Source organism: Streptomyces varsoviensis (assembly GCF_000718635.1).
Classification (GTDB): Bacteria; Actinomycetota; Actinomycetes; order Streptomycetales; family Streptomycetaceae; genus Streptomyces; species Streptomyces varsoviensis.
The window spans coordinates 272,753-298,227 of sequence record NZ_JOBF01000002.1; the positions used below are offsets into that span (position 1 = coordinate 272,753).

A 25,475-nucleotide genomic window follows, 5' to 3' on the forward strand; every position below is an offset into this window, starting at 1 on the left:
GCTACTCTTCCTTGTCTGACATTGCGTCGCTGTTCGGCCGGCCCGAATCGGCCTCGGGCGCGGGTCCGTTGAAGCCGCTCATGAAGGAGTCGATCCACAGCCCCGGCTCCCGGGGCGGCAGGCTCTCGGCGGAATCGCGCGGCGGGTTCTCGGATGCGCGGGTCGCGCGGATGCGCGGGGTGTTGGGCATGTGGCGCCGCCGCTGCGGGAGTCCTTCTCCGTGGTACTCGGCGATCGGCGGGTCTTCCATGGGCGGCGGCACCTTGGGAGGCGCCGAGCCCGGACGCCTCTTGATCTTGGGGGGCGGGAAGACGGCGGCGCTGGCCACCTCGCCGCCGGGCGCGTGGGTCGGCCGGATGATCTCCTGCGGGGCGACCAGCACGGCCCGGACACCGCCGTAGGAGGAGGGGCGCAGGGAGATCAGGAAGTCGTGCGTCTTGGAGAGCCGGCTGACCACGGCCAGGCCGAGCCGCGGCGCCTCGCCGAGGTCGTCCAGGTCCAGCCCGCCGTGCATGGAGTTCAGCACCGCCTCGGCCCGCCGCCGGGTCTCTTCGGTGAGGCCCACGCCGGAGTCCTCGACCTCGATGGCCACGCCGGACTGGACCTGGGTCGCGGTGAGATGGACCCGGGTCTCCGGCGGGGAGTAGCGGGTGGCGTTGTCGAGCAGCTCGGCGACGGCGTGGATGAGCGGCTCCACCAGGGGCCCCTCGATCGCGACATCGGCCACCGAGTGCAGCTTGACCCGGCGGTAGTGGAGGATGCGCGACATCGCCCCGCGCAACACGTTGTACAGCGGGATCTGGCGATTCCACTGGCGCCCGGGCCGCGACCCGCCGAGTACGGCGACACTGTCGGCCAGCCGCCCGATCAGCGCGTTGCCGTGGTCGAGGTGGAGCAGGTCCGCGAAGAACTCCCGCTGGTTGCCGTGCCGGTGCTCCATCTCCCGGATGTCCGTCGCCTGCTGGTTGACGATGGCCTGCACGCGGCGGGCGATGTTCACGAAGGCGCGCTGCGCGGTTTCGCGCATGTCCTCCTCGATGTGGACGGCGGTCACGACGGCGCGCAGCAGCTTGCGGTGCGCCGTCGCGTACTCCGGTTCGAACTCGACGGCCGGCGTGACCTGGATGATCACGTCCTCCAGCGGAATGCTGCGCCGCAGCAGGGTGACCGCCCGCGGCAGCATCTCCTGCGTCAGCCGGTGGATCTCGGCCACGTGCTGGTCGAGCCGGTCCTGGAGGACGGCCTCCCGTTCGGCGGACCGCCTGCGGAGCGCGTCGATGAGCCGCCCGCGACGGACCGCCTCGGCGGCGGCCAGTGCGACGGCGAGGGCGGCCACCGTGCCGCACCAGGCCACCGGCGGGCGCGCCTCGGGCGTGACCGACGCCACCGCGACCACCGCGCAGACCGCGACCACGGCGGGCGGCAGCAGCCATATGAGAGCGGAGGTGGGCCGCCTGGCGTGAGATGACGAGCCAATACCAACCATCGAGATCCTTGAACTCTTGGAAAGGGAGGTGGGGAGAGGGGGGAGGGGACGGAAAACGGGGTATGGATGGGTGGGGAGCCGCGTCTGCGAATGGCGCCGGCCCGTTCTACCTCGAAGAACAGTGGCAGCGCAGCAGTTGGCAGCGGTGCGCTGGGGTCACTGCGACCCACTTCGCGCCATGGAGCGTAGCCTGCCACGCCGGTGCGCGGGACGAAGATGTCATATTCGGAGTGACGCACTGATGAGTGAATTCGCGGGGGTTCATAATGCCCCCCCCGCTTTCGCGTGCGAATTCTTTTGCGAATTCACGGCACGGGTGTTCGTTCGACGGTCGGCGTCACCCGTGCCGGTGCTCCTGCCCGGAACCCCGCCCGCGTGACACCCGGCGCGACTAGGATCGCCGCACCAGGTACCGGCAGAGACCGTCGGGAGACACCGCCATGACGGGGCACCAGCACGAACAGCGGCACGCCGCCGCACTGTTCGAGCGCGAGAGGGAGATCGCCGCTGCCGAGCGGGCGGTGGACAGCTTCTGCGGACACGCCGCCGCAGGGGACGCGCCCCTCGGCGGACTGCTGCTCTACAGCGGCGAAGCCGGGCTGGGCAAGACGGCGCTGCTGACCGAGGTGCGGCGCATCGCCATGGAGCGCGGCCACTGCACCGTACTCTCCGCCCGCGGCAGCGAATCCGTACGGTCCGTGCCCTTCCACGTCGTACGGCAACTGCTCCAGCCCGCCATCGCGCCGATGTCGGCCGCCGCGCGCAAGGACCTCTTCGGAGCCTGGTACGACATCGCCGGACCGGCGCTGGGAGTCGCGCCGCCCGGCGAGGGGCAGCCCGACCCGCAGGGCGTGCGCGACGGCATCGACTGGGTCATCACCCGGCTCGCCAGGAACACCGCCCCACTGGTCCTCGTCATCGACGACGCGCACTGGGCCGACGGCGAATCCCTGGCCTGGCTCACCTCGTTCGCCGTGCGGCTGCCCGAACTCCCGCTCCTCGTCGTCGTCTCCTACCGCCCCGACGAACTGCCCGAGCACGACCCCGCCTTCGCCGACCTCGTCGGCGGACGCGACGCCCGCCCCGTCGTGCTCCGCGAACTCACCCCGGCCGCCGTCGCCGACCTCGTGCGCGCCACCCTCGGCGACGGCGCCGACGCCCCCTTCTGCCGCGAGGTCTGGGCCGTCACCGGCGGCAATCCGTACGAGACCGTCGAGCTGATCGCCAAGGCCCGGGACCGCGCCATCGAGCCGGTCGAGGAGCGCGCGGCCCTCCTGTACGAACTCGGCTGCTCCACCCTGCTCACCTCGCCGCACACCACCATCGGCCACCTCCGCGAGGCGCTCGCCCTGCCGGACCTGCCCGAGGAGCTGCGCGTCGACGCCGCCTACCGGCTCTCCCAGGCGTACGGGCACAACAGCCAGCTCCCCGAAGCGGCCGAAGTCGTGGCCGTCCAGGCCGCCCGCACGCCCAACGGTCCCGGACTGATGCGGCTCCAGGTCGCGCACTGCCTCTGGAAGAGCATGCGGGCCGACGACGCGGACAGCTTCGGGCGGACGCAGCGGATCGCGGACGTGGCCGACCGGCTCGACGGCGGCTGCGACGCCGAGCGGGCCCTGCTCGCACTGCGCGCCTTCGAGGGCATGCTCCGCGGCGAGGACGCGCTGCGCGTCACGGAGGTCAACGACCGCGCCCTCGTGGACGGCCGGCTCGCCCCGGGCATGGGCTGGACCAATACCGAGTGGGGCTTCGAGATCCCCAGCATCATCTGCCTGACCTTCGCCTACACCGACCGGCTCGACCACGCCGAGGAGCTGTCCAGCGAGGCCGTCCGTGCCTTCGAGATCTCCGGCTGGAGCGGCGCCCATCTCGCCTTCGCCCACGACCTGGCGGGTCTCGTCCGCCGCCGGCGAGGCAGCCTCGCAGAAGCTGAGACGTTTCTCCGCGAGGGCCTGCGGCTCGCCGGCCGCCTCGGCCCCGGCCTGCCCGTCCAATGGGACGGCACCTGCCTGCTCATCGACACGCTGCTCGCCCGCGGCCATGTGGCCGAGGCCCAGGCCGTCGCGGAGGCCAACTCCTTCCGCGCGCCCTACTCCCCGGCCGTCGTCATGCCCGACGCCGCCTGCCTCGCCGGACGGCTGCTGCTGGCCCGCGGCCGCCGCGCCGAGGCCGTCACCGAACTCGAAGCCGCTGGGCGCAAATTGGCGGAGCGCGGCCGCAACAACACGCTGTGGGCGCCCTGGGCCCTCGACCTCGCGGACGCGCTGGCCGACGACGACCCCGAGCGCGCCCGCACCCTGTCGGCGCAGGCCGTCCAGCACGCCGCGCGGTTCGGCACCGACACCGCCATAGGGGAGGCGCTGCGCCGGGCCTCGGCGCTCGCCGAGGGCGGCCGGGCCCTGTCCATGCTGGAGTCCGCCGTCGGCCATCTGCGCCGTTCCCCGAGCCGGTACGAGTACGCCGCCGCCCTGGTGGACCACGGCGCCGCGCTGCGGCGCGACGGCCAGTGCGGCAGGGCCGCCGACCGGCTACGCGAAGGGCTCGGCCTCGCCGAGGAGTGCGGGGCGGACGGCGTCGCGAAGAAGGCGCGCGAGGAACTGGCCGCCGTGGGCCTGTGAGGGGGGAGCGACGGCCGGCCGGCAACTCGGCAAGGCCCGGCGCCCGTACGCCCGCGAGCACTTGTACGCCCGCAAGCGCCCGTACGCCCGTACCGGTTCGTACGTGCCGGACGCGCTCCGCTCCGCGTACGGCGCGCGGAGCGGAGCGGGGGCTGCGGGGCCCCCGGCCGGGCGGGGCGGGCGGGGTCAGCCGGTCCAACGCCAGTCGGCGACCTCCGGCAGGTCCGTGCCGTGCTCGCGGATCCAGTCGTGGTGCCGGGCGCGCACGTCCGCCATGGTCTGGCGCACCCCGGTGGCGCGCACGGCCAGGCCCGGCACCCGGTCGATGACGTCCATGACGAGCCGGTAGCGGTCCAGGTCGTTGCGGACGACCATGTCGAACGGCGTGGTCGTCGTGCCCATCTCCTTGTAGCCGCGTACGTGCAGATTGGCGTGGCCGGGCCGCCGGTAGGCGAGCCGGTGGATCAGCCAGGGATAGCCGTGGTACGCGAAGATCACCGGCCGGTCCGGGGTGAAGAGGGCGCCGAAGTCGCGGTCGGTCATGCCGTGCGGGTGGTCCTCCCGCGGCATCAGGCGGGTCATGTCGACGACGTTGACGACGCGTACGGCCAGCTCCGGCAGGTGCTCGCGGAGCAGGCCCGCGGCGGCCAGCGTCTCCTGCGTCGGGACATCGCCGGCGCAGGCGAGGACGACGTCGGGACCGTCGCCGGGCCGCTCGGTCCCCGCCCACTCCCACACGCCCGCGCCGCGCGCGCAGTGCGCCCGGGCCTGCTCCAGATCGAGCCAGTCGAACGCCGACTGCTTGCCGGCGACGACGACGTTGACGGTGTCGCGGGTGCGCAGCACATGGTCGGTCACGCACAGCAGGGTGTTGGCGTCCGGCGGCAGATACGCGCGTACGGCGTGCGGGCTCTTGTTGAGGATGTGGTCGATGAAGCCCGGGTCCTGATGGGAGAAGCCGTTGTGGTCCTGACGCCAGACATGCGAGGTCAGCAGGTAGTTGAAGCTCGGCACCGGGGCTCGCCAGGGGACCGCGCGGGCGCTGTTGATCCACTTCACATGCTGGGTGGCCATCGACGCGACGATGTGGGCGAACGCCTCGTACGAGGAGAACAGCCCGTGTCGCCCGGTGAGCACGTACCCCTCCAGCCACCCCTGGCACATATGCTCGGAGAGCACCTCCATCACCCGGCCGTGCGGCCCCAGGTGCTCGTCCGTCGGGAGCGTCTCGGCCTGCCAGGCCTTGTCCGTCGCCCCGTACAGGTCCTGCAGCCGGTTGGAGGCGGTCTCGTCCGCGCCCACCACCCGGAAGTCGCGCCGCGTGGCGGTGTCGGCCATCACCTGGCGCAGCAGCCCGCCGAGCACCCGCGTGGGTTCGTGCGACTGGTCGCCCGGCTTGTCGACGCGTACGGCGAAGTCCTTCAGGTCGGGCAGCGGGAGCTCCCGTACGAGCCGGCCGCCGTTGGCGTGCGGGTTGGCGCCGAGCCGGCGGTCGCCCGCGGGCACGCAGGCCAGCACCTCGGGGCGCGGGCGGCCGTCGGGGTCGAACAGCTCGTCGGGCGCGTAGCCGCGCAGCCAGCTCTCCAACTGCCGCCGGTGCTCGGCGTTCTCCCGCACCCCGGCGAGCGGCACCTGGTGGGCCCGCCAGGTGTTCTCGACGGGCTGCCCGTCCACCTCGGCCGGGCCGGTCCAGCCCTTCGGGGTGCGCAGCACGATCATGGGCCAGCGGGGCCGCCGCTTCTCGCCGTCGACGCGGGCCGCCCGCTGGTGGGCGGCGATCCGGTCGAGGGCGAGGTCCATCGCCGCGGCCATGTCCTGGTGGACGCGGGCCGGGTCGTCGCCCTCGACGTGCAGCGGCTCGTGGCCGTAGCCGCGCAGCAGGGAGTCCAGCTCGTCCCGGGGGAGGCGGGCCAGCACGGCGGGGTTGGCGATCTTGTAGCCGTTGAGCTGGAGGATCGGCAGGACCGCGCCGTCGTGCACCGGGTCGAGGAACTTGTTCGCGTGCCAGGAGGCGGCGAGCGGCCCCGTCTCGGCCTCGCCGTCGCCGATCACGCAGGCGGCCAGCAACTGGGGGTTGTCGAGCGCCGCGCCGTAGGCGTGCGCGAGGGAGTAGCCCAGCTCGCCGCCCTCGTGGAAGGAGCCGGGCACCTCGGGCGCGGCATGGCTCGGCACCCCGCCGGGGAAGGAGAACTGCCGGAACAGCCGGGCCATCCCGGCCGCGTCCCGGCCGAGATCCGGGTTCACATCGCCGTACGAACCGTCCAGCCAGGCCCCCGCGAGCACGGCCGGCCCGCCGTGGCCCGGACCCCACACGCAGACCGCGTCGAGGTCGCGGGCGCTGATCACCCGGTTGAGGTGGGTGTAGACGAGGTTGAGGCCGGGGCAGGTGCCCCAGTGCCCCAGCAGCCGGGGCTTGATGTGCTCGGGCCGCAGCTCCTCGCGGAGCAGGGGGTTCCCGGTGAGGTAGAGCTGGCAGGCGGCCAGGTAGTTGAGGGCGCGCCAGTGTGCCAGTAGCTGGTCGAGTTCGTCCGCGTCGAGCGGTGTACGCGTCTCCATGAGCAGCCCTTCGTCGGGTACGGGCGACTATGGCCCGCCTCCCCGCGGCGCGCCCGGCCATGCCCCGGCCGGGCGGAGCGGTCGGCCACATTTCAGGAGGCGCGCCGGGTCGACTTCTTGGCGGCGGTCTTCTTCGTGGCCTTGGCGGAGCCCTTCTTCGCCGTGCTCTTCTTGGCTTCGGTGCTTTTCGCGGTGGTCTTCGATGCGCTCTTGGCCGTGCTCTTCGACGTGCTCTTCGATGTGCCGGTGCTCTTCGCGCCGTCCTTCGTGGTGCTCTTCTTCGCGGCGGACTTCCTGGCCGACCCGGAACCGCCGGACCTGGCGGTCTTGCGGGCCGCCCGGCCGCCCTTCCCGCCTTGTTCCTCCTGCTCGTCCTGCTCGCCCTTGTCCGCCCGGTCGATCGACGCCTGGAGGGCGGACATCAGGTCGATGACATTGTCCGGCGCGGCGGTGGTCTCCGTCTTGGTGGTGGGCGTCTTCTTGTCCAGCCGGGCGGTGACCAGCTCGTCGAGCGCGCGCTGGTACTCGTCCTCCAGGTCCTCGAAGTCGAAGTCCTCCGAGAGGGTGTCCATGAGGCTCGTCGCCATCTTCAGCTCCTGCGGCCGCACGGTCACGGAGTCGGGCGGGGCGAGGCCGCCGGCGTCGCGGATCTCGTCGGGCCAGTACATGGTGTGCACCATCATGAGGTCGTCCTCGACCCGCAGCAGGGCCAGCGACTCCCGGGTCCGGATCGTGATCTTGCTGATGGCGACCCGGTCGGTCTTCTTCAGCGTCTCGCGCAGCAGGACGTACGGCTTGTTGGCGCCGCCGCTCTCGGGGGCCAGGTAGTAGGAGCGGGCCAGTTGCAGCGGGGTGATCCGGTCGGCGTCCACAAAGGCGAGCACGTCGATGAGGTTCTTGCTGGGCAGCGGCAGATCGGCCAGATCGTCCCTGGTCAGGATCGCGGTACGGCCCTCGTCGTCCTCGTAGCCCTTGGCGATGTGCTCGTAGCCGACCTCCTTGCCGCACACGGAGCACACGCTTCTGCGGCGGATGCGCCCGCCGTCCTTGTCGTGGACCTCGTGGAGCCGGACACCATGGTCCTCGGTGGCCGCGTACAGCTTGACCGGCACGGAGACCAGCCCGAAACCAATCGCCCCTTTCCACATGGTTCGCATAATTTTCTACCTCCATGGGGAATTTCCACACTATGCCCACATCGCCGGACCGGCAGGCCGTGGAGTTCGACGGCCACCGCCTCTCCCTGACCCACCTGGACCGCGTGGTCTTCCCCGCCTCCGGCCACACCAAGGCCCAATTGCTGCACTACTACGCCACGGTCGCCGCCGCGATGGTGCCGCACACCGCCGACCGCGCCGCCTCCTTCGTCCGCGCCCCGGAGGGCCCCGCCGGGCAGTCCTGGTACGCCAAGAACCCGCCCGGCGGCACCCCCGACTGGGTGCGCCTGGTGCCCGTACCCGGCAAGGACGGGCCCGTCGACCACATCACCGTCGACTCCACGGCCACGCTGGTGGCCATGGCGAACCTCGGCGCGTACGAGTTCCACGTGCCGCAGTGGACCGGCGCGGCGGGCCCGGACGGCCACGACCGCCTCGTACTCGACCTCGACCCCGGCCCCGGCACGGACCTGGTGGTCTGCTGCCGGGTCGCGCTGCGACTGCGGCAGCTCCTGGCCGACGACAGGCTGACGGCCTGCCCCGTCGTCTCCGGCTCGAAGGGCATGCACCTGTACGCGCCCCTGCGCCCGGCGGCGGGCCGGGCCGTGAGCACCTACGCCAAGGAGCTGGCCACCCGAATGGAGGACGAGCACCCCGGACTGGTCGTCGTCACGATGGCGCGCGAGGCCCGCGCCGGGAAGGTCTTCATCGACTGGTCGCAGAACACCACCGCCAAGACGACGGCCGCGCCGTACACGCTGCGGCTGCGCGAGCACCCGCACATCGCGACACCGGTCGACTGGGACGAGGTCGACGCCTGCCGCGCGCCGCGGGACCTCACCTTCACGCCGGAACAGGTCCTGGACCGAGTGGCCGACCGCGGCGACCTGCTGGCCCCGCTGGCCGACGAGGAGGCCCGGGCACCGCTGCCGTGAAACCGCCCGAAGGTGCCGCGAAACCCCCGCGGAACCGCGCTGACCAGGCCGTACGCCGTCCGGGGGACAAGGCCGCCGACCGCGTGTGAACCCCGCCGGACCGGGCGACACCTCGGCCATGGCCCGCCCCTCGCCGCCCGCGCCCCTGCCCCGTATCGCCCCCATGCTCGCGACCGCGGGGCGCCTGCCGGTCCCGGGGCCCGCGGAGCGGTGGGCGGCGGAGACCAAGTACGACGGCCAGCGCAGCGTCGTGTATCTGCCGGGGGACGGCTCGGCGGAGCTGCGGGCCCGCTCCGGCGCCGACATCACCCGCGCCTACCCGGAGCTGAGCGCCCTCGGCGGCGCGGTCGCCGGCGTCGCCGCCGTGCTGGACGGGGAGATCGTCGCGCTCGACGCCCGCGGCCGCCCCGACTTCGAGCGGCTCCAGCCCCGCATGGCGCTCTCCGGATCGCCCGCCAAGGCCGCCCGCCTGGCACGGGACGTCCCCGTGCGGCTCATCCTCTTCGACGCCATGTTCCTCGACGGCCGCGACCTGACCCGCCTCCCGTACGCCGAGCGCCGCCGCCTGCTGGAGGGGCTGGACCTGCGGGGCTCGCACTGGTCGACGCCGGCCGCGGTCGTCGGCCACGCGGAACGGGCCCTGGACGCCACCCGCGAGCAGGGGCTGGAGGGCGTGGTGCTCAAACGGACCGACTCCGCCTACGAACCAGGGGTCCGATCCCGCGCCTGGATCAAGATCCGGCACGTCCGCACGGTCGACGCCATCGTCGGCGGATGGGTGCCGGGCAAGGGCAGACTGACCGGGCTCCCGGGCGCGCTGCTCGTAGGACAGCGCCAGGACGGCGGCGCGCTGCGCTACCTGGGGAGCGTCGGAACCGGGTGGAGCGAGCGCGAGCGCGCCGCCCTCGCCGACCTGCTGCGGATCTCCGCGATCGAGCGCTGCCCCTTCGAGACGGTGCCGCCGGTGGCCGGCGCCCGGTGGGTGCTGCCGCGCCTCGTCGGCGAGATCGGCTACGCGACCCGCACCCGCGCCGGGCTCCTGCGCCACCCGTCCTGGCACCGGCTGCGGCCCGACCTGGCGCCCGAGGACATCGACTGAAGCGGCTGCGCGGTGGGGAGCAGAGGGCGTACGCGCGTATGTACGGGACCGAGGGTGTATCCGCGTACGTACGGGATCAGAGGTGTACGTACCCTCACGCCGTCTCGGCCGCGCTCCTCAGCATGTCCCCGGCCGCGTCGATGGCGGCCTCCAGCGCCTTCGGCTCGGGCGTCAGCGCGGCCAGGATCGCGTCGACGCCGCGCAGCCCCGCCCGGTCGAGCAGGGTCTTCTCGTTGGTGACCCACTCGCCCCGAGCCGCCAGCACCGCGTGCGCCGCCTGGCAGGCGGCGGTGGCGATGGCGCCCGCGCAGTCGGTGAGCCGGCCGTGCTCGGCGTGGGCGGAACGGGCGTACGCGAGGGTGAGCTGGGCCGTGCCCCACCACTGGTCGAAGGCCGCGCGCCGCAGGGGAGCGGGGTACTCGGGGCGGGGCAGCTCGCCGTGCAGCACCTTGTTGACGGCCAGCTCGGCGACGACCAAGTACGTGGGGATTCCGGCGAGATGGAACATGAGCCGCTCGATGCCGAACCGCCCCTCCCGGGCCTCCGCGAGCTGGTGCTCGACGTCGTCGAGGTCGCGGTAGTGCACGTCCACGCGGCGTTCGCCGACCGTGAGCCACGCGCCGCCGTTGAAGACCCCGCCGCCCCACGCGCCGATCTCCGAGACCTCCCCGGGCCAGCCGAGCGCGCGCAGGGCCTCGGGGGAGAACTCTCCCCGGTAGTAGACGGCGAAGTCCCAGTCGCTGTCGGGCCGATGGGTGCCGGTGGCCCGCGAGCCGCCCAGGGCCACCGCCCGCACGCCGGGCAGGCTCGCGAGCTGTTCGGTCAGATGGGAAGCGAAGGCTTCGTCGTCGTCCGGGTACATGGGGGAGAGGATAGGGGGCGGCCTCGGCGGGACGTGATCAGGGGGGCGGAGGCCGGGCCGCCGCTCACGGCGAGCGTCGGGTGCGGGTCCAGTCCAGCAGTTGGCGGGCGGTCCAGGTGTTGATGACGCGTTCGGCCGGGATGCCGCACTCCTCGGCCCGGGCGCAGCCGTAGACCTGCCAGTCCAGTTGGCCCGGCGCGTGGGCGTCGCTGTCGATCGCGAAGAGGACCCCGGCGTCCAGGGCCTGGCGGATCAGGCGCCGCGGCGGATCGAGGCGGTCCGGGCGGCTGTTGATCTCGACCGCGGTGCCGAACCGCGCGCACGCCGCGAACACCATCGCCGCGTCGAACCGCGACTCGGGGCGCCCCTTGCCGGTCACAATCCGGCCGGTGCAGTGCCCGAGCACGTCCACCAGCGGGCTGGCGGCGGCCGCCACCAGCCGCCGCGTCATCGCGTCCTCCTCCATCCGCAGCTTGGAGTGGGCCGAGGCCACGACCAGGTCCAAACGCTCCAGGAGCGCCGACTCCTGGTCCAGCGAGCCATCGGCGAGGATGTCGCACTCGATGCCGGTCAGCAGCCGAAAGCCCTTCCCGAGCCGCTTGTCGACCCCGTGCACGGTCTTGATCTGGTCCCGCAGCCGCTCGGCCGTCAGCCCGTTCGCGATCCGGAGGCTGGGGGAGTGGTCGGTGAGCACGGCCCACTGATGGCCCACCGCCTTCGCGCCGCCAGCCATCGCCTCGATGGGGCTGCCACCGTCCGACCAGTCCGAGTGCAGATGGCAGTCGCCGCGCAGCGCCTCGCGCAGCTCGCCGCCGCCCTCCACGAGCGGTTTCTCGGCCTCTTCCTCCAGCCGGGCCAGGTACTCCGGCACGTCGCCCGCGAGCGCCTCGGACACCACCCGCGCGGTCTTGGGGCCGATGCCCGTCAGCTCGGTCAGCGTCCCGGCCTCGGCGCGCTCGGCCGGTTCCCCCGCCGGAAGGCCGGCGACGACCTCCGACGCGGTACGGAACGCCTGCACCCGGTACGTGGGGGACTGCCCGCGCTCCAGCAGGAACGCGATGCGGTCCAGCGCCTCCACCGGTTCCATCGCTCACCCGCCTACCGCCCCGGCGGCTCGCCGGGGCGGGGCGTATCGCCCGTCGGCCCCGTTGCCCGAGGCCATGACCATGATCCGGCCGGGCGGGCCACTCGGCAACAGCGACAACGGACGTCCGGGCGGCGCGGGCCATCAGACCGGCTAGCCGCCCGCGCCAGTGCCGCCGCTGTCCGCGCGGCCGCGGCCCCCGGCCCGCCGCACCTCCAGCCCGTCCAGCAGCCGGCGCGTCGCCTCGGCCACCGCGTCGACGGCCTCGTCGAACACGGCCCGGTTGTGGGCGGCCGGCGCGTGGAACCCGGAGACCTTGCGCACGTACTGCAACGCCGCCGCCCGGATGTCCGCGTCGCCGACATCCGGGGTCATGGGCGGCCGGAGAGCCTTGATTCTTCGGCACATACGCTCAGCGTAGGGCGGGGACCCCGGGGGCGCGCCCGCTCGCGGAGATGGCATGTCCGCGCCCGTACACGGGTTACCGGCGGGACTCCGGAGGGCATCACCTGAGTGACGAGGCGTCATCGCGCACCGCGGGTCACCCGCGCGGCCCGTCCCCACGAACGTCCCCCCACGTACGCCGACCCCACGCACGCCGACCCCACGCACGTATCCCGCGAACGTCATCCCTCCACGATCGTCCGTCCCCCCACGCTCAGGAGCAGTACGTGATCCACGGTACGCCCGTGCCCGGAGACATCGGGCTCACCCAGATATCCGGTACGACCGGGAAGCTGATCCGCTTCGGCCAGTGGCTGAACGGCAATGGATTCGCCGACTACGAACACGCCTTCCTCGTCCTCCCCGACGAGCGGCTGCTGGAGGCCGAGCCGGGCGGCGCCCGCGTCAAGCCCCTCTCGGAGTACGCCGACGCGGACGTCGTCTACGCCTGCCCGCCCGGCCTGACCGACGAGCAGCGCGGCGCCGTGTGCGAGGCGAGCGGCCGCTACGTCGGGGTGGAGTACAGCTTCCTCGACTTCCTCGCCATCGCCACGCACCGCGTCCACCTGCGGGTGCCCGGACTGCGCCGCTATGTGGCCAGCACGAAGCACATGATCTGCTCCCAACTCGTCGACCAGTGCTACCAGGACGCCGGAGTGCACCTGTTCGCCGACCGGCGCTGGTCCGGGTATGTCACGCCGGGAGCGCTCTACACCCTCCTGGCCGGGTCCGGCGCGCAGACGCGTGACGCCGCCGGGGAGCCCCAGGGCGCCGCCGACGCGGAGCCGGGCCGGACGCGCCGGGCGGCGTAGGGCGCGCCAAGAGGCCCATCGACCGCTGCCCGTCGGGCTCCGCGTCAGGCCCCGCCAAGTTCCGTCAAGCTCCGTCAGGTTCAGGCGGGTTCAGGCGGGGACGATGTCGATGCCGCCGTCCTCGATCACGCCGTTGGTGTCGCACCACGCGGTGGAGACGCCGGACTTGTCGGCCTTGATGACGTTGCCGAAGTGCCGGTAGTGGACCCCGTTGCCGTAGCAGTTGATGGCGATCTTCCACTTCACGCCCATCGCGTCGCAGCTCGCGTACGCGCCCTGGTGCCCGGCGCTTCCCGTGATGCGGGCGATCCCGCAGCTCAGCGCGCCGGCGGAGGACGCCGGTGCGCTGATGACGACGAGCGCGCCGGACGCGACGACGAGCGAGGCGGCGGTGGCGGCGAGGCGGCGACGGGTGTGCATGGAATTCCCCCTGCGGTCGGTGGTGCGTTGAAGTCGACGAGATCTTGGCATGGGCACGCGGCGGTGACCTCCCGCTAACGCGCCAACCTTCACGGTGGGCAATCGGCCATTCCGCTTCTCCCGCGGTCTCGGGGGCGGCGTTACGGGTGTATGCGGCTTCCTGATGCCGCGGTGCGACCCTCCTGTCCAGAGGAATTCCGGTCGCGGTGGAACTCACCCCTTCGAACGAATTGACCAAGCGCCCGCCACCTGGCGATCCGCGGTCATATGCCGAAGGCGGGCAATCGGATTCTCGCATTCAGTCCCCAACGGGCCCTGAAATAAGGTTCATTGGGGACGGGAGTCCCGCGCTCTCCCGCTGACGTCAACGTCTGTTCAAGGGCGCAGAGCGGCGGTGACATGGAACGAGGTGCCTCGTGACCGCGGATCGGGTCCGTTCCCTCTCGCTCTGTACTGTGGCGCGGTCGGCCGCCGGCGACATACGGAGGCCCGCGCTCCTGGCCTCATCCGGCGGAGCGCCGCTGGTGGCGGCCCCCGCGACCGCGAGCCGCGCGGTCGACCGGGGCGGTCCGTACGGCGCCGAGGGGCGGCCGTGACCGGTGGTCCCGACCGGCCCGCGGGCGGCGGTGTGCCGTCGCGACGCCCCAGCCGCCGACTGGAGATCTCCTTCGAAGCGTTCCATGTGTTCCACGCCCGCAAGTGGCTGGAATACGCGCGCCTGCACACCGGCGACGCGCTCGTCGCGGAGAAACTCACCCAGGCCGTCTACCAGCAGCTCGCCGACCACTGGGCGCATGTCCTGCTCCAGCCCTCCGTGGACTCCTACGCCTGGACGGTGTTCAAGGAGCACATCGCCGAGTGGTTCCTGACCAACGGCCGGAGCCCGGACGCCGCCCGGTCCGCCGTTCTCGCCGCCGTCACCCGCGCCCTGCTGCGGAAGTACGGGCAGCAACTCGCCCTGCTGGAGGAGCGCGGGAACCCGGCCGGCGGCGCGGTCTCCCGGCTGTCCGAGCGGCAGTGCGACGTTTTGGTGCTGCGCTTCGCGATCGGCTACTCGGACGACCGGATCGGCGCGCTCCTCAACGTGCACGAGACCGTCGTCCGCTCCCATATACGGCACGCGAAACGCCGGCTCGTCGCGGACTTCGGGGTGGCGCAGGGACCGTACGACGAGGGCTGACCGCGCGGCGGGCGGGGGCCGGGGAGGGCCCGGCACATCTCCCGACCCCGGCGCGTACCGCCGTGCGGTGTCGCCGGCGACCCCCGCCCCCGGTCCGTATCGCCCTGCGCCGCTGCCGTCGAAGGCTCACGCCGACGGCCGGGGGCGCGGGCCGCCGTCCGGTTCGCCGTGCCACGAGTGCCACAGGGCGGCGTACGCGCCGCCGCCCGCCACCAGTTCGTCGTGCGTGCCCAGTTCGGTCAGCCGCCCCCCCGTCCATCACGGCCACCCGGTCGGCGTCGTGGGCCGTGTGCAGCCGGTGCGCGATGCTGATCACGGTCCGGCCTTCGAGTACGGCCGCCAGCGCCCGTTCCGTATGGCGCGCCGCCGTCGGATCGAGCAGGGCGGTGGCCTCGTCGAGTACGAGCGTGTGCGGATCGGCCAGGACGACGCGCGCGAGGGCGAGCTGCTGGGACCGCGCGCCGTCCGGCCGGTTCCCGTCGGCCCCCAGGTCCGTGTCCAGGCCGTCCGGCAGCTCGGCCGCCCACTCGGCGCCGACCGCCGCGAGCGCCGCGTGCAGCTCCGCGTCCGTGGCGTGTGGCGCGGCGATCAGCAGGTTGTCGCGGACCGAGCCGAGGAAGACGTGGTGTTCCTGGGTGACGAGGACGACGTGCTCGCGCAGCGCGTCCGGGGCCAGCCCGGCGATCGGCACGCCGCCGACCGTCACCGTCCCGGCGTCCGGCGCCTCGACGCCCGCCAGCAGCCTGCCCAGCGTCGACTTCCCCGCGCCGGACGGGCCGACCAGCGCCAGCCGCTCGCCGGGCCGCACCGTCAGGTCGACGCCGCGCAGGAGATCGGCGCCGCCCTCGTACGCGTAGCGCGCGCCGGCCACCTCGATCCGGTCGCCGGCGGGGACGGCGGAAGCCTCCCGCGCCGGCCGCTCCGCCCCGGCCAGCCCCTCCACCCTGGCGAAGGAGGCGCCGCTGCTCTGCAACTGCTCGATCCACAGCAGGATCGTGTCCAGCGGCGTGGACAACTGCCGCAGATACAGCGCCGCCGCGACGACCGTGCCCAGGCTCATCGCCCCGTGGGCGTGCAGCGCGCCCCCGACCAGCAGGACGGCGACCGGGGGAAGCACGTACGAGACATCAACGGAGGGGAGCAGCACGGTGCGGAGCGCGAGCGTCCGGGTCCGCGTGCGCCGGCACCGCTCCACGGCCTCCTGGCACGCGACCAGCCGACGCTCCCCCAGACCCAGGGCCTCGACCGTACGGGCGCCCGACGCGGAGGCCGCCAGCACCTCCGCCAACGCGGAGTTGGCCGCCCCCTCGTCGAGGTAGGCGGTACGGGCCCGGCGCAGGTACCAGCGCGTGGCGTACCGGATGCCGATCAGCGCGAGCGCCCCGCACACGCCGAGGCGGGGGTCGAGGAAGAAGACCGCGCCGAGGATGAACAGCGCCTCGACCGCGGCGACGGACACCTCCGGCGCGGCGTCGCGCAAGGCGGTGCCGACGCCGGCGACATCCGTCGTGCCGCGGGCCGTCAGGTCGCCCGTACCGGCGCGCTCCACGACCGCGGCGGGCAGCGCGAGGGCGCGGTCGACGAACTGCTCGCGCACGCGCGCCGAGGTCCGTTCGCCGAAGCGGTGCCCGACGCGGCGGGCGAAGCGCGCCAGGACGAGCTGGACCAGGGCGAAGACCAGGATGACGAGCGCGTACCGGTCCACGGTCCCCACGCCCTCGCCGGCCCCGACCGCGTTGATGATGCGGCCGAGCAGCCACGGGCCGACGAGCCCGGCGGCCGCGGCCAGCCCGTTGAGGGCGAGCATGGCGGCGAAGGCGCGCCGGTCCAGGCCGATCAGCCGGAACGCGGCGCGGCGCACCTGGGACGGTTCGGCGACGGGCAGAGGGCCGTGGCCCGCCGCCTCGTCCGCCGGTGCCGTGCCGGCTGCCGTCCCGGTGGCGCCCGGCCCTGCGGAGTCGTCGGTCGTGGTGCCGGGGGCGGTCGTCATCGGACGGCCTCCCGCGAGCGGAGGTCCGCGCTGTCGGACGTGCCTATGCCGTCCGTGGCCTCGGGCTCCGGGTCCCCCGCGCCCCGCGCCACCAGCGAGCGGTAACCGGGGTGCTCGCGCAGCAGCTCCCCGTGGCCGCCCACGGCGGCGACGCGGCCGTCCTCCAGGTAGTACACGGTGTCCGCCCGGTCCAGCAGAAGCGGGGAGGAGCCCGTGACGACGGTGGTACGGCCCGCGCGGAACGCCCGCAGCCCGTCGGCGACGGCCGCCTCGGTATGCGCGTCCACGGCCGAGGTCGGCTCCACGGCCAGCAGCACCTCGGGGTCGGCGAACAGCGCCCGGGCCAGCCGGACGCGCTGCCGCTGCCCGCCGGAGAGGTTGCGGCCCTGCGCGTCGATGTGCGAGTCCAGCCCCTTCGGCAGGCCCAGCACGAGGTCCTGCGCGGCGGCGGCACACAGCGCCCGGCCGACGGCCGTCGCGTCGAGCGCGTGGGGGCCGAGCGCGTGGGGGCGGACGGCGGTCTCGGCTCGTACGGCGGCCGTATCGAGCCCGGCGGTGGTGTTGGGGCCGTGGCCTGCGTCGGGCTCGGTGGGGTGGTCGGGCGAGGCGGTTGTGCCGGGCGCGGCGGTTGCGCCGAGTCCGCCGGTGGCGTCGGCTCCGTCGGGTTCGTCGAAACGGCAGGTTCGAGCGAGCCTGGCATCGTCGTCGGGTCCGCCGGGTGCGTCGAACCGGCGGGTTCGGGCGAGCCTGGCGTCGTCGAACCCGCGGGTTCGGGCGAGCCTGGCGTCGTCGGGTCCGGTGGCGTCAGCGAGCCCGGCGTCGTCGTCGAGCCCAGTGGCGGCAGCGAGCCCCGTGGGGCTCGCACGGCCCGCGACGACCTCGCGCAGCGTGCCGGAGAACAGGTCGGCCTCGTTGTCCGCGACCAGGATGCGGTCGCGCACCCGCGCCAGGTCGATGTCCCGGAGGGGCACATCGCCCCAGGTCGCCGCCGACTCGGTGAACCGGCCGAGGCGCTCGACGACGGCCGCGGTCTCCGCGGGCCGGGCGCTCACCAGCGCGGTCAGTTTTCCCGGCGCCACCTCGACGCCGGAGTCCGCGTCCCGCAGCACGGCCGGCGTCGCGGGGGCGTCCAACGCGGCGCCGCTGCCCGCGAGTTCGGGCTCCAGGTCCAGGAGGCGGAGGACGCGCCGGGCGGCGACCAGGCCGCGGCTGAGGTCGTAGCCGCCCTCGATGAAGAACGCCACCGGCACCACCAGGACCGCGACATAGCCGTAGACCGCGACGAGTTCGCCCACGGTGATCGCGCCCTGCGCGGCCATCCGGGCCGCGAGCCAGGTGACGGCGGCCAGGAACAGCGTCGGCAGCCCGATGCCGAGGGCCTGGATCCAACTCGTCACCGACCCCACGCGGTACCCCTCCGCCTGAAGCGCCCGGGACCCCTGCCGGTACCGCTCGGCGAAGACCTCCTTGCCGCCGAGACCGTTGAGGACCCGCAGCCCACCGACGAGGTCCGCGAAGCGGGCGGCGAGCGCGCCCTGGTGCTCCCGGTACGCGCTCTCCCTGCCCTGCAGCCGTTCCAGCAGCGGGCCGAGCACCACCGCGAGCAGCGGCACACCGAGCAGCACCACGACCGCGAGCAGCCAGGAGACGGACAGCAGCAGCGCGGCGACGACGAGGTAGGACAGGACCGCGCCGACGCCCGGGCCGGTGATGGTCAGGGTCTGGCTGATGCTCTGCACGTCGCCCATCCCGATGGTGACGATCTCGCCCGCGGTGACCCGGCGGGGCAGGGCCGCGCCCAGCCGCACCGTCTGGAGCGCCACGACCCGTACGGTGCGGAACGACGCGTCCATCCGGATCCTGGTCATGGTGCGGTGCCGCATGATGGCCAGCCAGGCGTTCAGGACCCCCACACCCAGCAGCGCGGCGGACCAGCCGAGCAGCGCGGAGGCCCGGCCCGGCCGCAGCCCGTCGTCGATCGCGCGGGAAAGGACGTACGGCGGCAGGGTCAGGCACACCATCCAGAGACCGCCCAGCAACGCACCCGCGGCGACTCGGCGACGCTGACTGGTGACCAGCCACCAGAGGTAACGTCCGGCACTCCGGCGGTCAGGTGTACCAGGATTCATCCCCGAATCTGTCATCTGCCGAACTCTAGTAAGCACCAAACGTAAATGGCTACAAGAGATTGGCGGGGGATCGGTCAGGGAACAACAAGAGGAACACGCGAGGGGCGCGCGGACGCTTGGAGAGCGCCGCAAGAAGAAGAGCACGGCCGGGCCTTCGGGCGTATCCGCCTTTATCCCGAGTACGTCTCGCGAAACCTTTGTTGCTGTCCCTCGTACGAGGGACAGCGCTCTCGCTCCGCCGCGGCGTCAACGCCGATACTGCTATAGCGAGTTGTCGCTGTCCGCAACCCTGGAGGAGACCGGCATGCTTCACGGCATTGACGTCAGCAGTTACCAGAGCGAGAAATATCCGGTGGACGACATCGACTTCGCGTTCGTCAAGGTGACCGAAGGCACCTCGTACACGAACCCGAAGTGGGTGGCCCAGCGCGACCGGGCCCGCAAGGCGGGGCTCGTCGTCGGCTATTACCACTTCGGCAGCGGGGGCTCGATGACCGCGCAGGGGGATTACTTCCTCGGGAAAATCAAGCTGAGGGCGGGTGACATCCTGTGTTTCGACTGGGAGAGCACCAGCGTCACGTGCGCGGAAAAGGACGCCTGGCTCGCCCATGTGAAGCGCAAGGCCCCCGGACACAAGGTCGTTCTCTACTGCAACCGTGATTACTGGCTGCACCGGGACACCACCAGCGAGGCCGGCGACGGGCTGTGGATCGCGGACCCGGAACACGCCGCCGGGCACCCGGCGGTGAAACACCCGTGGACCTTCCACCAGTACAGCTCTGCCGGAAATCTCGACCGGGACGTGGCGAATTTCGCCGACGTGGCCGCGCTGCGCTCCTGGGCCGGGGCGCCGAGCGCGGCGGCCGAGACGGACGAGGCGCCGCCCGAGGGCGAGCCCGTCTCCGGCTGACCCAGGAGGGCCCCGCCCGCCCCCACCCGGCAGGGCCCTCCTTTTCAGCTCGCGATGTCGCCCGCGTGCGGGCTCAGCGCGTCGAATCCGACCAGTGCGAAGAGGATCACGCCGAGCAGAATCCGGTAGATCACGAATGGCATGAAGCTCTTGGTGGTAATGAAGCGCATGAACCATGCGATCACCGCGTAACCGACCGCGAAGGCGATGACGGTGGCGAGGACCGTCGGCCCCCACGCCGTATGCCCGCTGCCCGCGTCCTTGAGTTCGAAGAGGCCGGAGGCCAGCACGGCCGGGATCGCCAGCAGAAAGGAGTACCGGGCGGCGGCTTCGCGGGTGTAGCCCAGCAGCAGACCGCCGCTGATCGTCGCGCCCGACCGGGACACTCCGGGCACCAGCGCCAGCGCCTGGCACGCGCCGTAGATCAGCCCGTCCCTGACGTCGAGATCCGTCAGGTCCTTGCGCCGCCGCGCGGCCCGGTGCCGCCCGCCGCCCTCGTCACGCGCGGCCCGGCGGTCGGCGAAGCCCAGTACGAGGCCCATCACCACCAGCGTGGTGGCGATCAGCCGCAGATCGCGGAACGGCCCCTCGATGGCGTCCTTCAGCAGCAGGCCCAGCACCCCGATGGGGATCGAGCCGATGATGACGAGCCAGCCCATTCGCGCGTCGGCGTCGTCCCGCTCGCCCCGCCCGCCCCGTTCGCCCTTTCCGACTCCGACGACCGAGCGGAACCAGGCCGAGACGATGCGCGCGATGTCCTTGCGGAAATAGATCAGAACGGCCGTCTCGGTGCCGATCTGAGTGACCGCGGTAAAGGCCGCGCCCGGGTCGTTCCAGTCCGCGAACGCGGCGGTGAGCCGCAGATGGGCGCTGGAGGAGATCGGCAGGAACTCGGTCAGCCCCTGGACGAGCCCGAGGACGAGGGATTCGAACCACGACATGAGGCTTGTGCCATCCAAATGATGATCACGGCCGGACCGGCGACGGCGCGATCGAGCCGCATTTCCGGCTTGCCGGCCTTCCGGCTCTCTGGCTTTCCGTCATTCCGTCGTTCCGGATTCCGGGGCCCCGGTTCCGGTTCCTGACCGGCGTTGTGCGGCGGTCGCCGGCGATGATCCACCGAGCGGAAGTCAGCCTAGCGTCGTGAAGTGAACATTTCGGTGAATCCCCGAAGCTCGCGTCGGCCGCGAGGAAGGCCGAGGAAGGCCGAGGAAGGCGGGGGCGTGTCCGGGCCGTGGCGGGGGCACGGGACGGCGCGAGACTGCCGGGGTGCCGGGCCGCCGGCCTGACGTGCCGTCAGGCCGGTTCGTCCGTCTCGGAGGCCGCGCCGGCGGACTCGCCGGGAAGCGAGAACACCCCGGCGCGGGCCGCGTGATACGCCGCGTCGGCGCAGACCAGGGGCAGCCGGTCGTCGAGCGGACGGCGGGAGACGAGCAGCCGGTAGTACAGCGGTGCCGCCATATACGCGATGACCTCTTCCGCGTCGGTGTCCGGAGGCAGTTCGCCGCGTTTGATCGCCTGGTGCACGATCTCGGAGGCGAGCCGCAGGCGCACGGAGAGGGTGTCGCGCAGCGCGTCCTCCGCGAACGAGTCGCGGCCCGCGGCGGAGACGATGCCCCCGAGGAACGCCTTGTTGCGCTCGACCATGTAGTAGCCGCCGATGCTCTGCGCGATCTGGCGCAGATCCTGCCGGAGGCTGCCCGTGTCGGGGATGACGATCGCCCGCCCGCTGTCCTGGGTCAGGGCGTCGCACATGATCCCTTCGACCGTGCGCCAGCGCCGCCGGATCGTCGCCGGGTGGACGCCGGAGCGCTGGGCGACGCCTTCCACGGAGAGGGCGGCGTAGCCCTTCTCCGCGAGCTCGTCCAGAGCGGCGCTCAGGACCGCCTCGCGGGTACGGGCCGTGCGTCCGCCGGGGCGGACCGAGCCTGGGGAGTGTGATCTGTCGTTCATCGCCCTGCATTGCGTGACGCGGTCAGTCCGGATAGTGTCCCACGGAGCTTAATGCGTGATTGCGCGCATTAATAGGGGTGCTTCCTCAAGGTTCCGTACCCGCTCCGCGTGCTCTCCTCATACGGGGGTTGAGGGGGGCGCGCGGAGGGGGCACGGAACCCGCCCGCACCCCCCACGCCCGGAGTCGGCTCGGAGTCCGTTCGGAGCGCTCAGGGTGTTCAGAGTTCGAGCCGGAAGGCCACCCGGTCCAGCGACGGCCCGTCGTAATCCGCGATCGGGGCCGAGGGCACGAACCCGAGGGCGCTGTGGAAGGCGATGGAGCGCTCGTTCTGCGGCGACGTGACCGCCTTGACGACCGTACGGCCGTCCGCCCGCGCCCGGTCGAAGAACCGCTCGTACAGGAAGCGGCCCAGACCGCTGCGGCGCCAGGCGGGCGCGACCCCGGTGAAGTGGATGTACGCCTCGCGCGGTGCCGACGGCGACAGGAAGCCGATGACGAAGCCCGCCAGCTCGCCGTCGCGCTCGGCGACCAGGCTCGTGTCGTAGAAGTGGTTCACGAAGACCCGCGTCAGATCGCGGGAGGCCGGGCGGCCCCACCACTCGTCGACGACCGAGACGACCCTGTCGAAGTCCCCCGGCACCGCGGCGCGCGTCGTGAAGGGCTCCAGCGTGCGCACCTCCGGAGCGCCGAGCTTCCTGCGGAAGGCGACCCGGTCCTGGCCCGGCCCGTCGTAGTCGCTGTGCACCGGCACACCGTCCGCCTCGCGGTCACCTGCCTCCAGCGCGAACCCCATCGCCCGGTGGAAGGCGATGGACCCGGCGTTCCCCGGCGACGTGATGGCGCGCACCTCGGTACGGCCGGCCGCCGCCGCGCGCTCGAAGAACACGGTGTACAGCCGGCGCGCCACCCCCTGCTTGCGCAGGGCCGGGTCCACGCCGACGAAGTGGATGTACGCCTCGTGCGCGCGGTCGGCGGAGTGGAAGCCGACCAGGAACGCGCGGATCCCCGTCTCGTCCTCCAGCACCAGACTGGTCTCCGCGAAGTGCTGGAGGAACAGCCGGGGCAGCAGCAGCGACAGCTCCCGCGCCTGCTCAGGGGTGCGAGAGTCACCCCACCACCGCTGTACGCACCCCACGAGCGTGGGGTAGTCGGCTGTACGGGCCGGGCGTACGTCGTGCATGTCCTGCCTCCCAGTCGCTGCCGACGCCCCTGCCGGCGTCGACCGTGAAGCCGAACCTTAGTCCGAACGGGAGGCCGGTCCGCGGGCGTGCCGGGTGTGGCGGTTCCGAGCCGGAGGCGCGGCGCCGGAGCGCGTACGGGCGCGAGGGCGGTGGCCACTGGCGCACGTACGGCCGGGGGCCGGCGCTCGTACGGGCACGGGCGTGGTGGGGACCGGCGCTCGTACGGGCACGGTGCGTACGACCGTACGGGCTCGTCAGCCGGGTGCCGTGCGCGGGCGGGGGGAGCCGTCGATCTTCGCGAGTATCCGGTGGAACTCCCTGCGCTCGGCCTCGTCGAGGACTTCGAAGATCGCGTGGAGCGCCTGGTCCTTGGAGTGGGAACCGCCCGTGATGAGCGCGCTGCCGCGCGGCGTCAGGTCCACGAGCACCGCCCGGCCGTCCGTGCGGTCCGTGGCGCGGCTGATCAGGCCGTCCAGTTCAAGGGTGTCGAGCGATTCCGTCACGCTGCGGGCGGTGATCCCGAGCGTCTGGGCGAGCGCCGTCACCCGCGTGGGGCCGCTGCCGGACAGGATCGTCAGGATTCTGCCGCGGGCGGGCGTCAGCCCGTGTCGCGCGAGGCGGGCGTGGGCCTGGCTCTTCGCCCAGTCCGCCACGGACAGGAGCAGTTCGGCGAGTTGAGCCGGAGCTGGGGTGTGGGAGGGCTGCATCAAATGGCAGTCAGTGTAGGGGCGGCGTACGAGGCGCCGGCCGCCGCGAAGCCTCGGTGGGGCGGGTCGGCAGCGCCTTCCGCGGCGGGCTTGTGAGCTTCGCCAGGGCTCTCACGTGGCCGATCGCGGTGCCGAGCGGTGCGGGGGCGGGGCTCTCGCGCAACCGGCGTTGCGGGGCAGGGTCGCACTATCGGGTGGCCGGTGGGGCGAGACCGAGGTTGATCTGGGGCCGGGGGCCCGGGTCGCGGTCCGTGGTTGGGGGTCCGGGGTCCGGGGTCCGGGGTCCGTGGTCCGGGGTCGGAATTCCGGTCAGGGCTGCGATGACGTGTTCTCGCCGGGCCCGGAACGCGGCGTCGTGGGCGCGCCGGCCGAGGCGCGTAGCCGGGCCCGCTTCCGCCAGGCGACGGTCATCGCGCCGAGTGCGCTGAGCGCGATGAAGCCCATAGAGGCGAGGAAGACGGGCGAGCCCGGCTCGGCGGCGGCGCTGCCCGCGATCACGTACGCGGCCGTGTTCGGGATGGAGCCGAGGGCCGTCGCCAGCAGAAACGCGAACCAGCCCATCCGGGAGACGGCCGCGCAGTAGTTCGCGGCGGCGAACGGCACGCCGGGGAACAGCCGGATCGCCAGCATCGAACGGAACCCGTGCCGGCTCAACAGCCGGTCCGCCCCCGTCAGCCACCGCCCGCGCACCAGCGGCCGCAGCGCGCTCTGCCCCAGCACCCGGCCCAGGCCGAAGGCGATGCCCGAGCCCAGGACCGTGCCCGCCAGCGCCGATACGGTCCCGGCCTGCGCGCCGAACAGCGCGCCCGCCGCCAGATTGAGGAACGGGCGCGGTACGAACGCCGCCGTGCACAGCCCGTACGCCACGCCGAACAGCACCACGGCCACCCCGCCCGACACCTGCGGCGGCCAGCCCTCGGCGAGCAGCCGCTGTGGCTGGGCCACCAGAACGGCCGCGGCGGCGCCGCCGAGCAGCACGACGAGCAGGCCCAGCCGGGACCACGGGGAGAGGAGAACGCGAGCGCAGCGCGCGGCGAGGCCGGGGGAGGGCGCGGCGAGATCGAGCACCGCTGGAGCCTAACCGACGGCGTGGCGGGGCGCCTCCGCTGTGCACCGGGAACAGCCGGCACCCGGGGCGCCGCACCGAGATTTCGCGCGGCCGCCGTTCCGCGCTCACCCGCCATATGCCGCACCGGCGCCGTACGGACGCCGGTCGCTGTTCGTACGGACCGGGCCGGGCCGGTCCGGGGCAGGGCTGGCCGGGCAGGGCCCTGGGTCGTCGCCCCCGCCGGCTCGATCTACTATTCGACGGGCACGAGGCAGGCGAGGCGGGCAGGGGTGCGGTGGGGATATTCAACCGGGGGAGCGCCGTGGCCCGCCGGCCGTCCTCGCTGCTGGCGGCCGTGGTCCTGACCGTAGCCGCCAGTGGCTGCTCGTCGGCCGGCGGCAGCGCCGTGCCGGCCCCCACGCCCTCGGGCGATCAGGCCGGTCCTTGCCGTGCGCTGCACGACAAGCTGCCCGCGACGGTGAACGGGAAGAAGCGGCGGGCCACGCATCCGGTTTCGGACTTCACGGCTGCCTGGGGCGCTCCTCCGATAGTGCTGCGCTGCGGTGTGAATCGGCCGCTGGTCGTCACGCCCGGCGACAAGCACTTCGACCCCAACGCGGACACCGTGGAAATCGACGGCGTCGAATGGCTGCCCGAGCGGCAGCCGGACGGCGGCATTCGCTGCACGACGTCGAAGCGGCTGGCGTGGGTGGAAGTCACATTGCCCGAGAAAACCGTCCGTGACGGAGATTTCGGTCTGTTCGCCGATCTGTCCGCGACGGTCGGGAAAACCATCCCTCTCGGCATCATCTGACAGCCGCCGGTCCGCCCGGAACAGCCAATTCGACCGCTCCGGTCAGGCCGGCCGCGCCAGGCGAGTGGACAGGTGCCGAGCCGCGGCTG

At 73.0% G+C, this 25,475-nt stretch carries 20 protein-coding genes and 1 pseudogene; 7 read left to right on the plus strand and 14 right to left on the minus strand.

What is annotated here, in order from left to right:
* Nucleotide 1: 1 nt before the first annotated feature.
* Nucleotides 2-1,486 carry a sensor histidine kinase gene (locus tag IF55_RS03755; RefSeq protein ID WP_106980303.1) on the minus strand — a complete coding sequence of 495 codons (1,485 nt, stop codon included), beginning with the start codon at nucleotides 1,484-1,486 and terminating at the stop codon, nucleotides 2-4.
* Between the two features lie 440 nt (nucleotides 1,487-1,926).
* Between IF55_RS03755 and IF55_RS03760 the strand changes: the two genes are divergently transcribed.
* Nucleotides 1,927-4,104 (plus strand): ATP-binding protein, encoded by a 2,178-nt coding sequence (locus IF55_RS03760; RefSeq protein ID WP_030874454.1) that lies wholly within the window; start codon nucleotides 1,927-1,929, stop codon nucleotides 4,102-4,104.
* A gap of 186 nt (nucleotides 4,105-4,290) precedes the next feature.
* Here IF55_RS03760 and IF55_RS03765 read toward each other — a convergent pair whose 3' ends face one another.
* Both IF55_RS03765 and ku read right to left on the minus strand, forming a co-directional pair.
* Nucleotides 4,291-6,660, minus strand: coding sequence for a phosphoketolase family protein (locus IF55_RS03765; RefSeq protein ID WP_030874453.1), 2,370 nt, complete (start codon nucleotides 6,658-6,660; stop codon nucleotides 4,291-4,293).
* A gap of 92 nt (nucleotides 6,661-6,752) precedes the next feature.
* A complete protein-coding gene (gene ku / locus IF55_RS03770) occupies nucleotides 6,753-7,808 on the minus strand; it encodes a non-homologous end joining protein Ku (RefSeq protein WP_245661047.1) in 1,056 nt (351 codons plus the stop codon).
* Between the two features lie 41 nt (nucleotides 7,809-7,849).
* Between ku and ligD the strand changes: the two genes are divergently transcribed.
* Both ligD and IF55_RS03780 read left to right on the plus strand, forming a co-directional pair.
* Complete coding sequence (gene ligD / locus IF55_RS03775; protein WP_030874447.1) at nucleotides 7,850-8,752, plus strand: non-homologous end-joining DNA ligase; 903 nt, start codon at nucleotides 7,850-7,852, stop codon at nucleotides 8,750-8,752.
* Between the two features lie 118 nt (nucleotides 8,753-8,870).
* Nucleotides 8,871-9,851: an ATP-dependent DNA ligase gene (locus IF55_RS03780; protein ID WP_030874444.1), complete on the plus strand. Its 981-nt coding sequence runs from the start codon at nucleotides 8,871-8,873 to the stop codon at nucleotides 9,849-9,851.
* A 94-nt stretch (nucleotides 9,852-9,945) separates the two neighbouring features.
* Here the strand turns inward: IF55_RS03780 and IF55_RS03785 are convergent, their stop codons facing one another.
* The 3 genes from IF55_RS03785 to IF55_RS03795 all read right to left on the minus strand — a co-directional run bounded on the left by IF55_RS03785 (nucleotide 9,946) and on the right by IF55_RS03795 (nucleotide 12,205).
* A complete protein-coding gene (locus IF55_RS03785; RefSeq protein WP_030874443.1) occupies nucleotides 9,946-10,713 on the minus strand; it encodes a nucleotidyltransferase domain-containing protein in 768 nt (255 codons plus the stop codon).
* Between the two features lie 64 nt (nucleotides 10,714-10,777).
* Entirely contained in the window at nucleotides 10,778-11,800 is a 1,023-nt protein-coding gene (locus IF55_RS03790) for a PHP domain-containing protein (protein ID WP_030874440.1), read from the minus strand.
* A 150-nt stretch (nucleotides 11,801-11,950) separates the two neighbouring features.
* On the minus strand, nucleotides 11,951-12,205 hold the full coding sequence (locus IF55_RS03795) for a DUF2277 domain-containing protein (protein ID WP_030874438.1): 255 nt from the start codon (nucleotides 12,203-12,205) through the stop codon (nucleotides 11,951-11,953).
* A 281-nt stretch (nucleotides 12,206-12,486) separates the two neighbouring features.
* Here IF55_RS03795 and IF55_RS03800 point away from each other — a divergent pair, with 281 nt between their 5' ends.
* On the plus strand, nucleotides 12,487-13,053 hold the full coding sequence (locus IF55_RS03800) for a C40 family peptidase (RefSeq protein ID WP_245661048.1): 567 nt from the start codon (nucleotides 12,487-12,489) through the stop codon (nucleotides 13,051-13,053).
* 90 nt (nucleotides 13,054-13,143) lie between these two features.
* Here the strand turns inward: IF55_RS03800 and IF55_RS03805 are convergent, their stop codons facing one another.
* Nucleotides 13,144-13,473: a hypothetical protein gene (locus IF55_RS03805; protein ID WP_037962319.1), complete on the minus strand. Its 330-nt coding sequence runs from the start codon at nucleotides 13,471-13,473 to the stop codon at nucleotides 13,144-13,146.
* A gap of 592 nt (nucleotides 13,474-14,065) precedes the next feature.
* Here IF55_RS03805 and IF55_RS03815 point away from each other — a divergent pair.
* Nucleotides 14,066-14,653: an RNA polymerase sigma factor gene (locus IF55_RS03815; protein WP_030874432.1), complete on the plus strand. Its 588-nt coding sequence runs from the start codon at nucleotides 14,066-14,068 to the stop codon at nucleotides 14,651-14,653.
* A 126-nt stretch (nucleotides 14,654-14,779) separates the two neighbouring features.
* Here IF55_RS03815 and IF55_RS03820 read toward each other — a convergent pair.
* Nucleotides 14,780-16,643, minus strand: a pseudogene (locus IF55_RS03820) (ABC transporter ATP-binding protein).
* A complete protein-coding gene (locus IF55_RS36725; RefSeq protein ID WP_037962317.1) occupies nucleotides 16,640-18,787 on the minus strand; it encodes an ABC transporter transmembrane domain-containing protein in 2,148 nt (715 codons plus the stop codon). The pseudogene IF55_RS03820 and the gene IF55_RS36725 overlap by 4 nt, the downstream one beginning before the upstream one ends.
* 289 nt (nucleotides 18,788-19,076) lie before the next feature.
* On the opposite strand from IF55_RS36725, the gene IF55_RS03830 reads away from it, so the two are divergent.
* On the plus strand, nucleotides 19,077-19,682 hold the full coding sequence (locus tag IF55_RS03830; protein WP_048831495.1) for a glycoside hydrolase family 25 protein: 606 nt from the start codon (nucleotides 19,077-19,079) through the stop codon (nucleotides 19,680-19,682).
* Nucleotides 19,683-19,726: 44 nt separating this feature from the next.
* Here IF55_RS03830 and IF55_RS03835 read toward each other — a convergent pair whose 3' ends face one another.
* From IF55_RS03835 to IF55_RS03855, 5 genes are all read right to left on the minus strand, one after another.
* Entirely contained in the window at nucleotides 19,727-20,623 is an 897-nt protein-coding gene (locus IF55_RS03835; protein ID WP_030874424.1) for an undecaprenyl-diphosphate phosphatase, read from the minus strand.
* Between the two features lie 355 nt (nucleotides 20,624-20,978).
* A complete protein-coding gene (locus tag IF55_RS03840; protein WP_030874423.1) occupies nucleotides 20,979-21,635 on the minus strand; it encodes a TetR/AcrR family transcriptional regulator in 657 nt (218 codons plus the stop codon).
* A gap of 218 nt (nucleotides 21,636-21,853) precedes the next feature.
* Nucleotides 21,854-22,816 (minus strand): GNAT family N-acetyltransferase, encoded by a 963-nt coding sequence (locus tag IF55_RS41320; RefSeq protein WP_030874421.1) that lies wholly within the window; start codon nucleotides 22,814-22,816, stop codon nucleotides 21,854-21,856.
* A gap of 255 nt (nucleotides 22,817-23,071) precedes the next feature.
* Complete coding sequence (locus IF55_RS03850; RefSeq protein ID WP_051775987.1) at nucleotides 23,072-23,524, minus strand: MarR family winged helix-turn-helix transcriptional regulator; 453 nt, start codon at nucleotides 23,522-23,524, stop codon at nucleotides 23,072-23,074.
* Nucleotides 23,525-23,833: 309 nt separating this feature from the next.
* Nucleotides 23,834-24,592 carry a TVP38/TMEM64 family protein gene (locus tag IF55_RS03855; RefSeq protein WP_048831496.1) on the minus strand — a complete coding sequence of 253 codons (759 nt, stop codon included), beginning with the start codon at nucleotides 24,590-24,592 and terminating at the stop codon, nucleotides 23,834-23,836.
* A gap of 275 nt (nucleotides 24,593-24,867) precedes the next feature.
* Between IF55_RS03855 and IF55_RS03860 the strand changes: the two genes are divergently transcribed.
* Nucleotides 24,868-25,386, plus strand: coding sequence for a DUF3515 domain-containing protein (locus IF55_RS03860; protein ID WP_063763851.1), 519 nt, complete (start codon nucleotides 24,868-24,870; stop codon nucleotides 25,384-25,386).
* Nucleotides 25,387-25,475: the final 89 nt, after the last annotated feature.

What these genes read in the sequence shown, in the direction of transcription:
- IF55_RS03850 (WP_051775987.1), bottom strand. Translation starts at nt 23,524, where the DNA reads ATGCAGCCCTCCCACACCCCAGCTCCGGCTCAACTCGCCGAACTGCTC.
- IF55_RS03785 (WP_030874443.1), bottom strand. Translation starts at nt 10,713, where the DNA reads ATGTACCCGGACGACGACGAAGCCTTCGCTTCCCATCTGACCGAACAG.
- IF55_RS03790 (WP_030874440.1), bottom strand. Translation starts at nt 11,800, where the DNA reads ATGGAACCGGTGGAGGCGCTGGACCGCATCGCGTTCCTGCTGGAGCGC.
- IF55_RS03755 (WP_106980303.1), bottom strand. Translation starts at nt 1,486, where the DNA reads ATGGTTGGTATTGGCTCGTCATCTCACGCCAGGCGGCCCACCTCCGCT.
- ku (WP_245661047.1), bottom strand. Translation starts at nt 7,808, where the DNA reads ATGTGGAAAGGGGCGATTGGTTTCGGGCTGGTCTCCGTGCCGGTCAAG.
- IF55_RS03840 (WP_030874423.1), bottom strand. Translation starts at nt 21,635, where the DNA reads ATGAACGACAGATCACACTCCCCAGGCTCGGTCCGCCCCGGCGGACGC.
- IF55_RS03780 (WP_030874444.1), top strand. Translation starts at nt 8,871, where the DNA reads ATGGCCCGCCCCTCGCCGCCCGCGCCCCTGCCCCGTATCGCCCCCATG.
- IF55_RS03830 (WP_048831495.1), top strand. Translation starts at nt 19,077, where the DNA reads ATGCTTCACGGCATTGACGTCAGCAGTTACCAGAGCGAGAAATATCCG.
- IF55_RS41320 (WP_030874421.1), bottom strand. Translation starts at nt 22,816, where the DNA reads ATGCACGACGTACGCCCGGCCCGTACAGCCGACTACCCCACGCTCGTG.
- IF55_RS36725 (WP_037962317.1), bottom strand. Translation starts at nt 18,787, where the DNA reads ATGACAGATTCGGGGATGAATCCTGGTACACCTGACCGCCGGAGTGCC.
- ligD (WP_030874447.1), top strand. Translation starts at nt 7,850, where the DNA reads ATGCCCACATCGCCGGACCGGCAGGCCGTGGAGTTCGACGGCCACCGC.
- IF55_RS03795 (WP_030874438.1), bottom strand. Translation starts at nt 12,205, where the DNA reads ATGTGCCGAAGAATCAAGGCTCTCCGGCCGCCCATGACCCCGGATGTC.
- IF55_RS03760 (WP_030874454.1), top strand. Translation starts at nt 1,927, where the DNA reads ATGACGGGGCACCAGCACGAACAGCGGCACGCCGCCGCACTGTTCGAG.
- IF55_RS03765 (WP_030874453.1), bottom strand. Translation starts at nt 6,660, where the DNA reads ATGGAGACGCGTACACCGCTCGACGCGGACGAACTCGACCAGCTACTG.
- IF55_RS03805 (WP_037962319.1), bottom strand. Translation starts at nt 13,473, where the DNA reads ATGCACACCCGTCGCCGCCTCGCCGCCACCGCCGCCTCGCTCGTCGTC.
- IF55_RS03835 (WP_030874424.1), bottom strand. Translation starts at nt 20,623, where the DNA reads ATGTCGTGGTTCGAATCCCTCGTCCTCGGGCTCGTCCAGGGGCTGACC.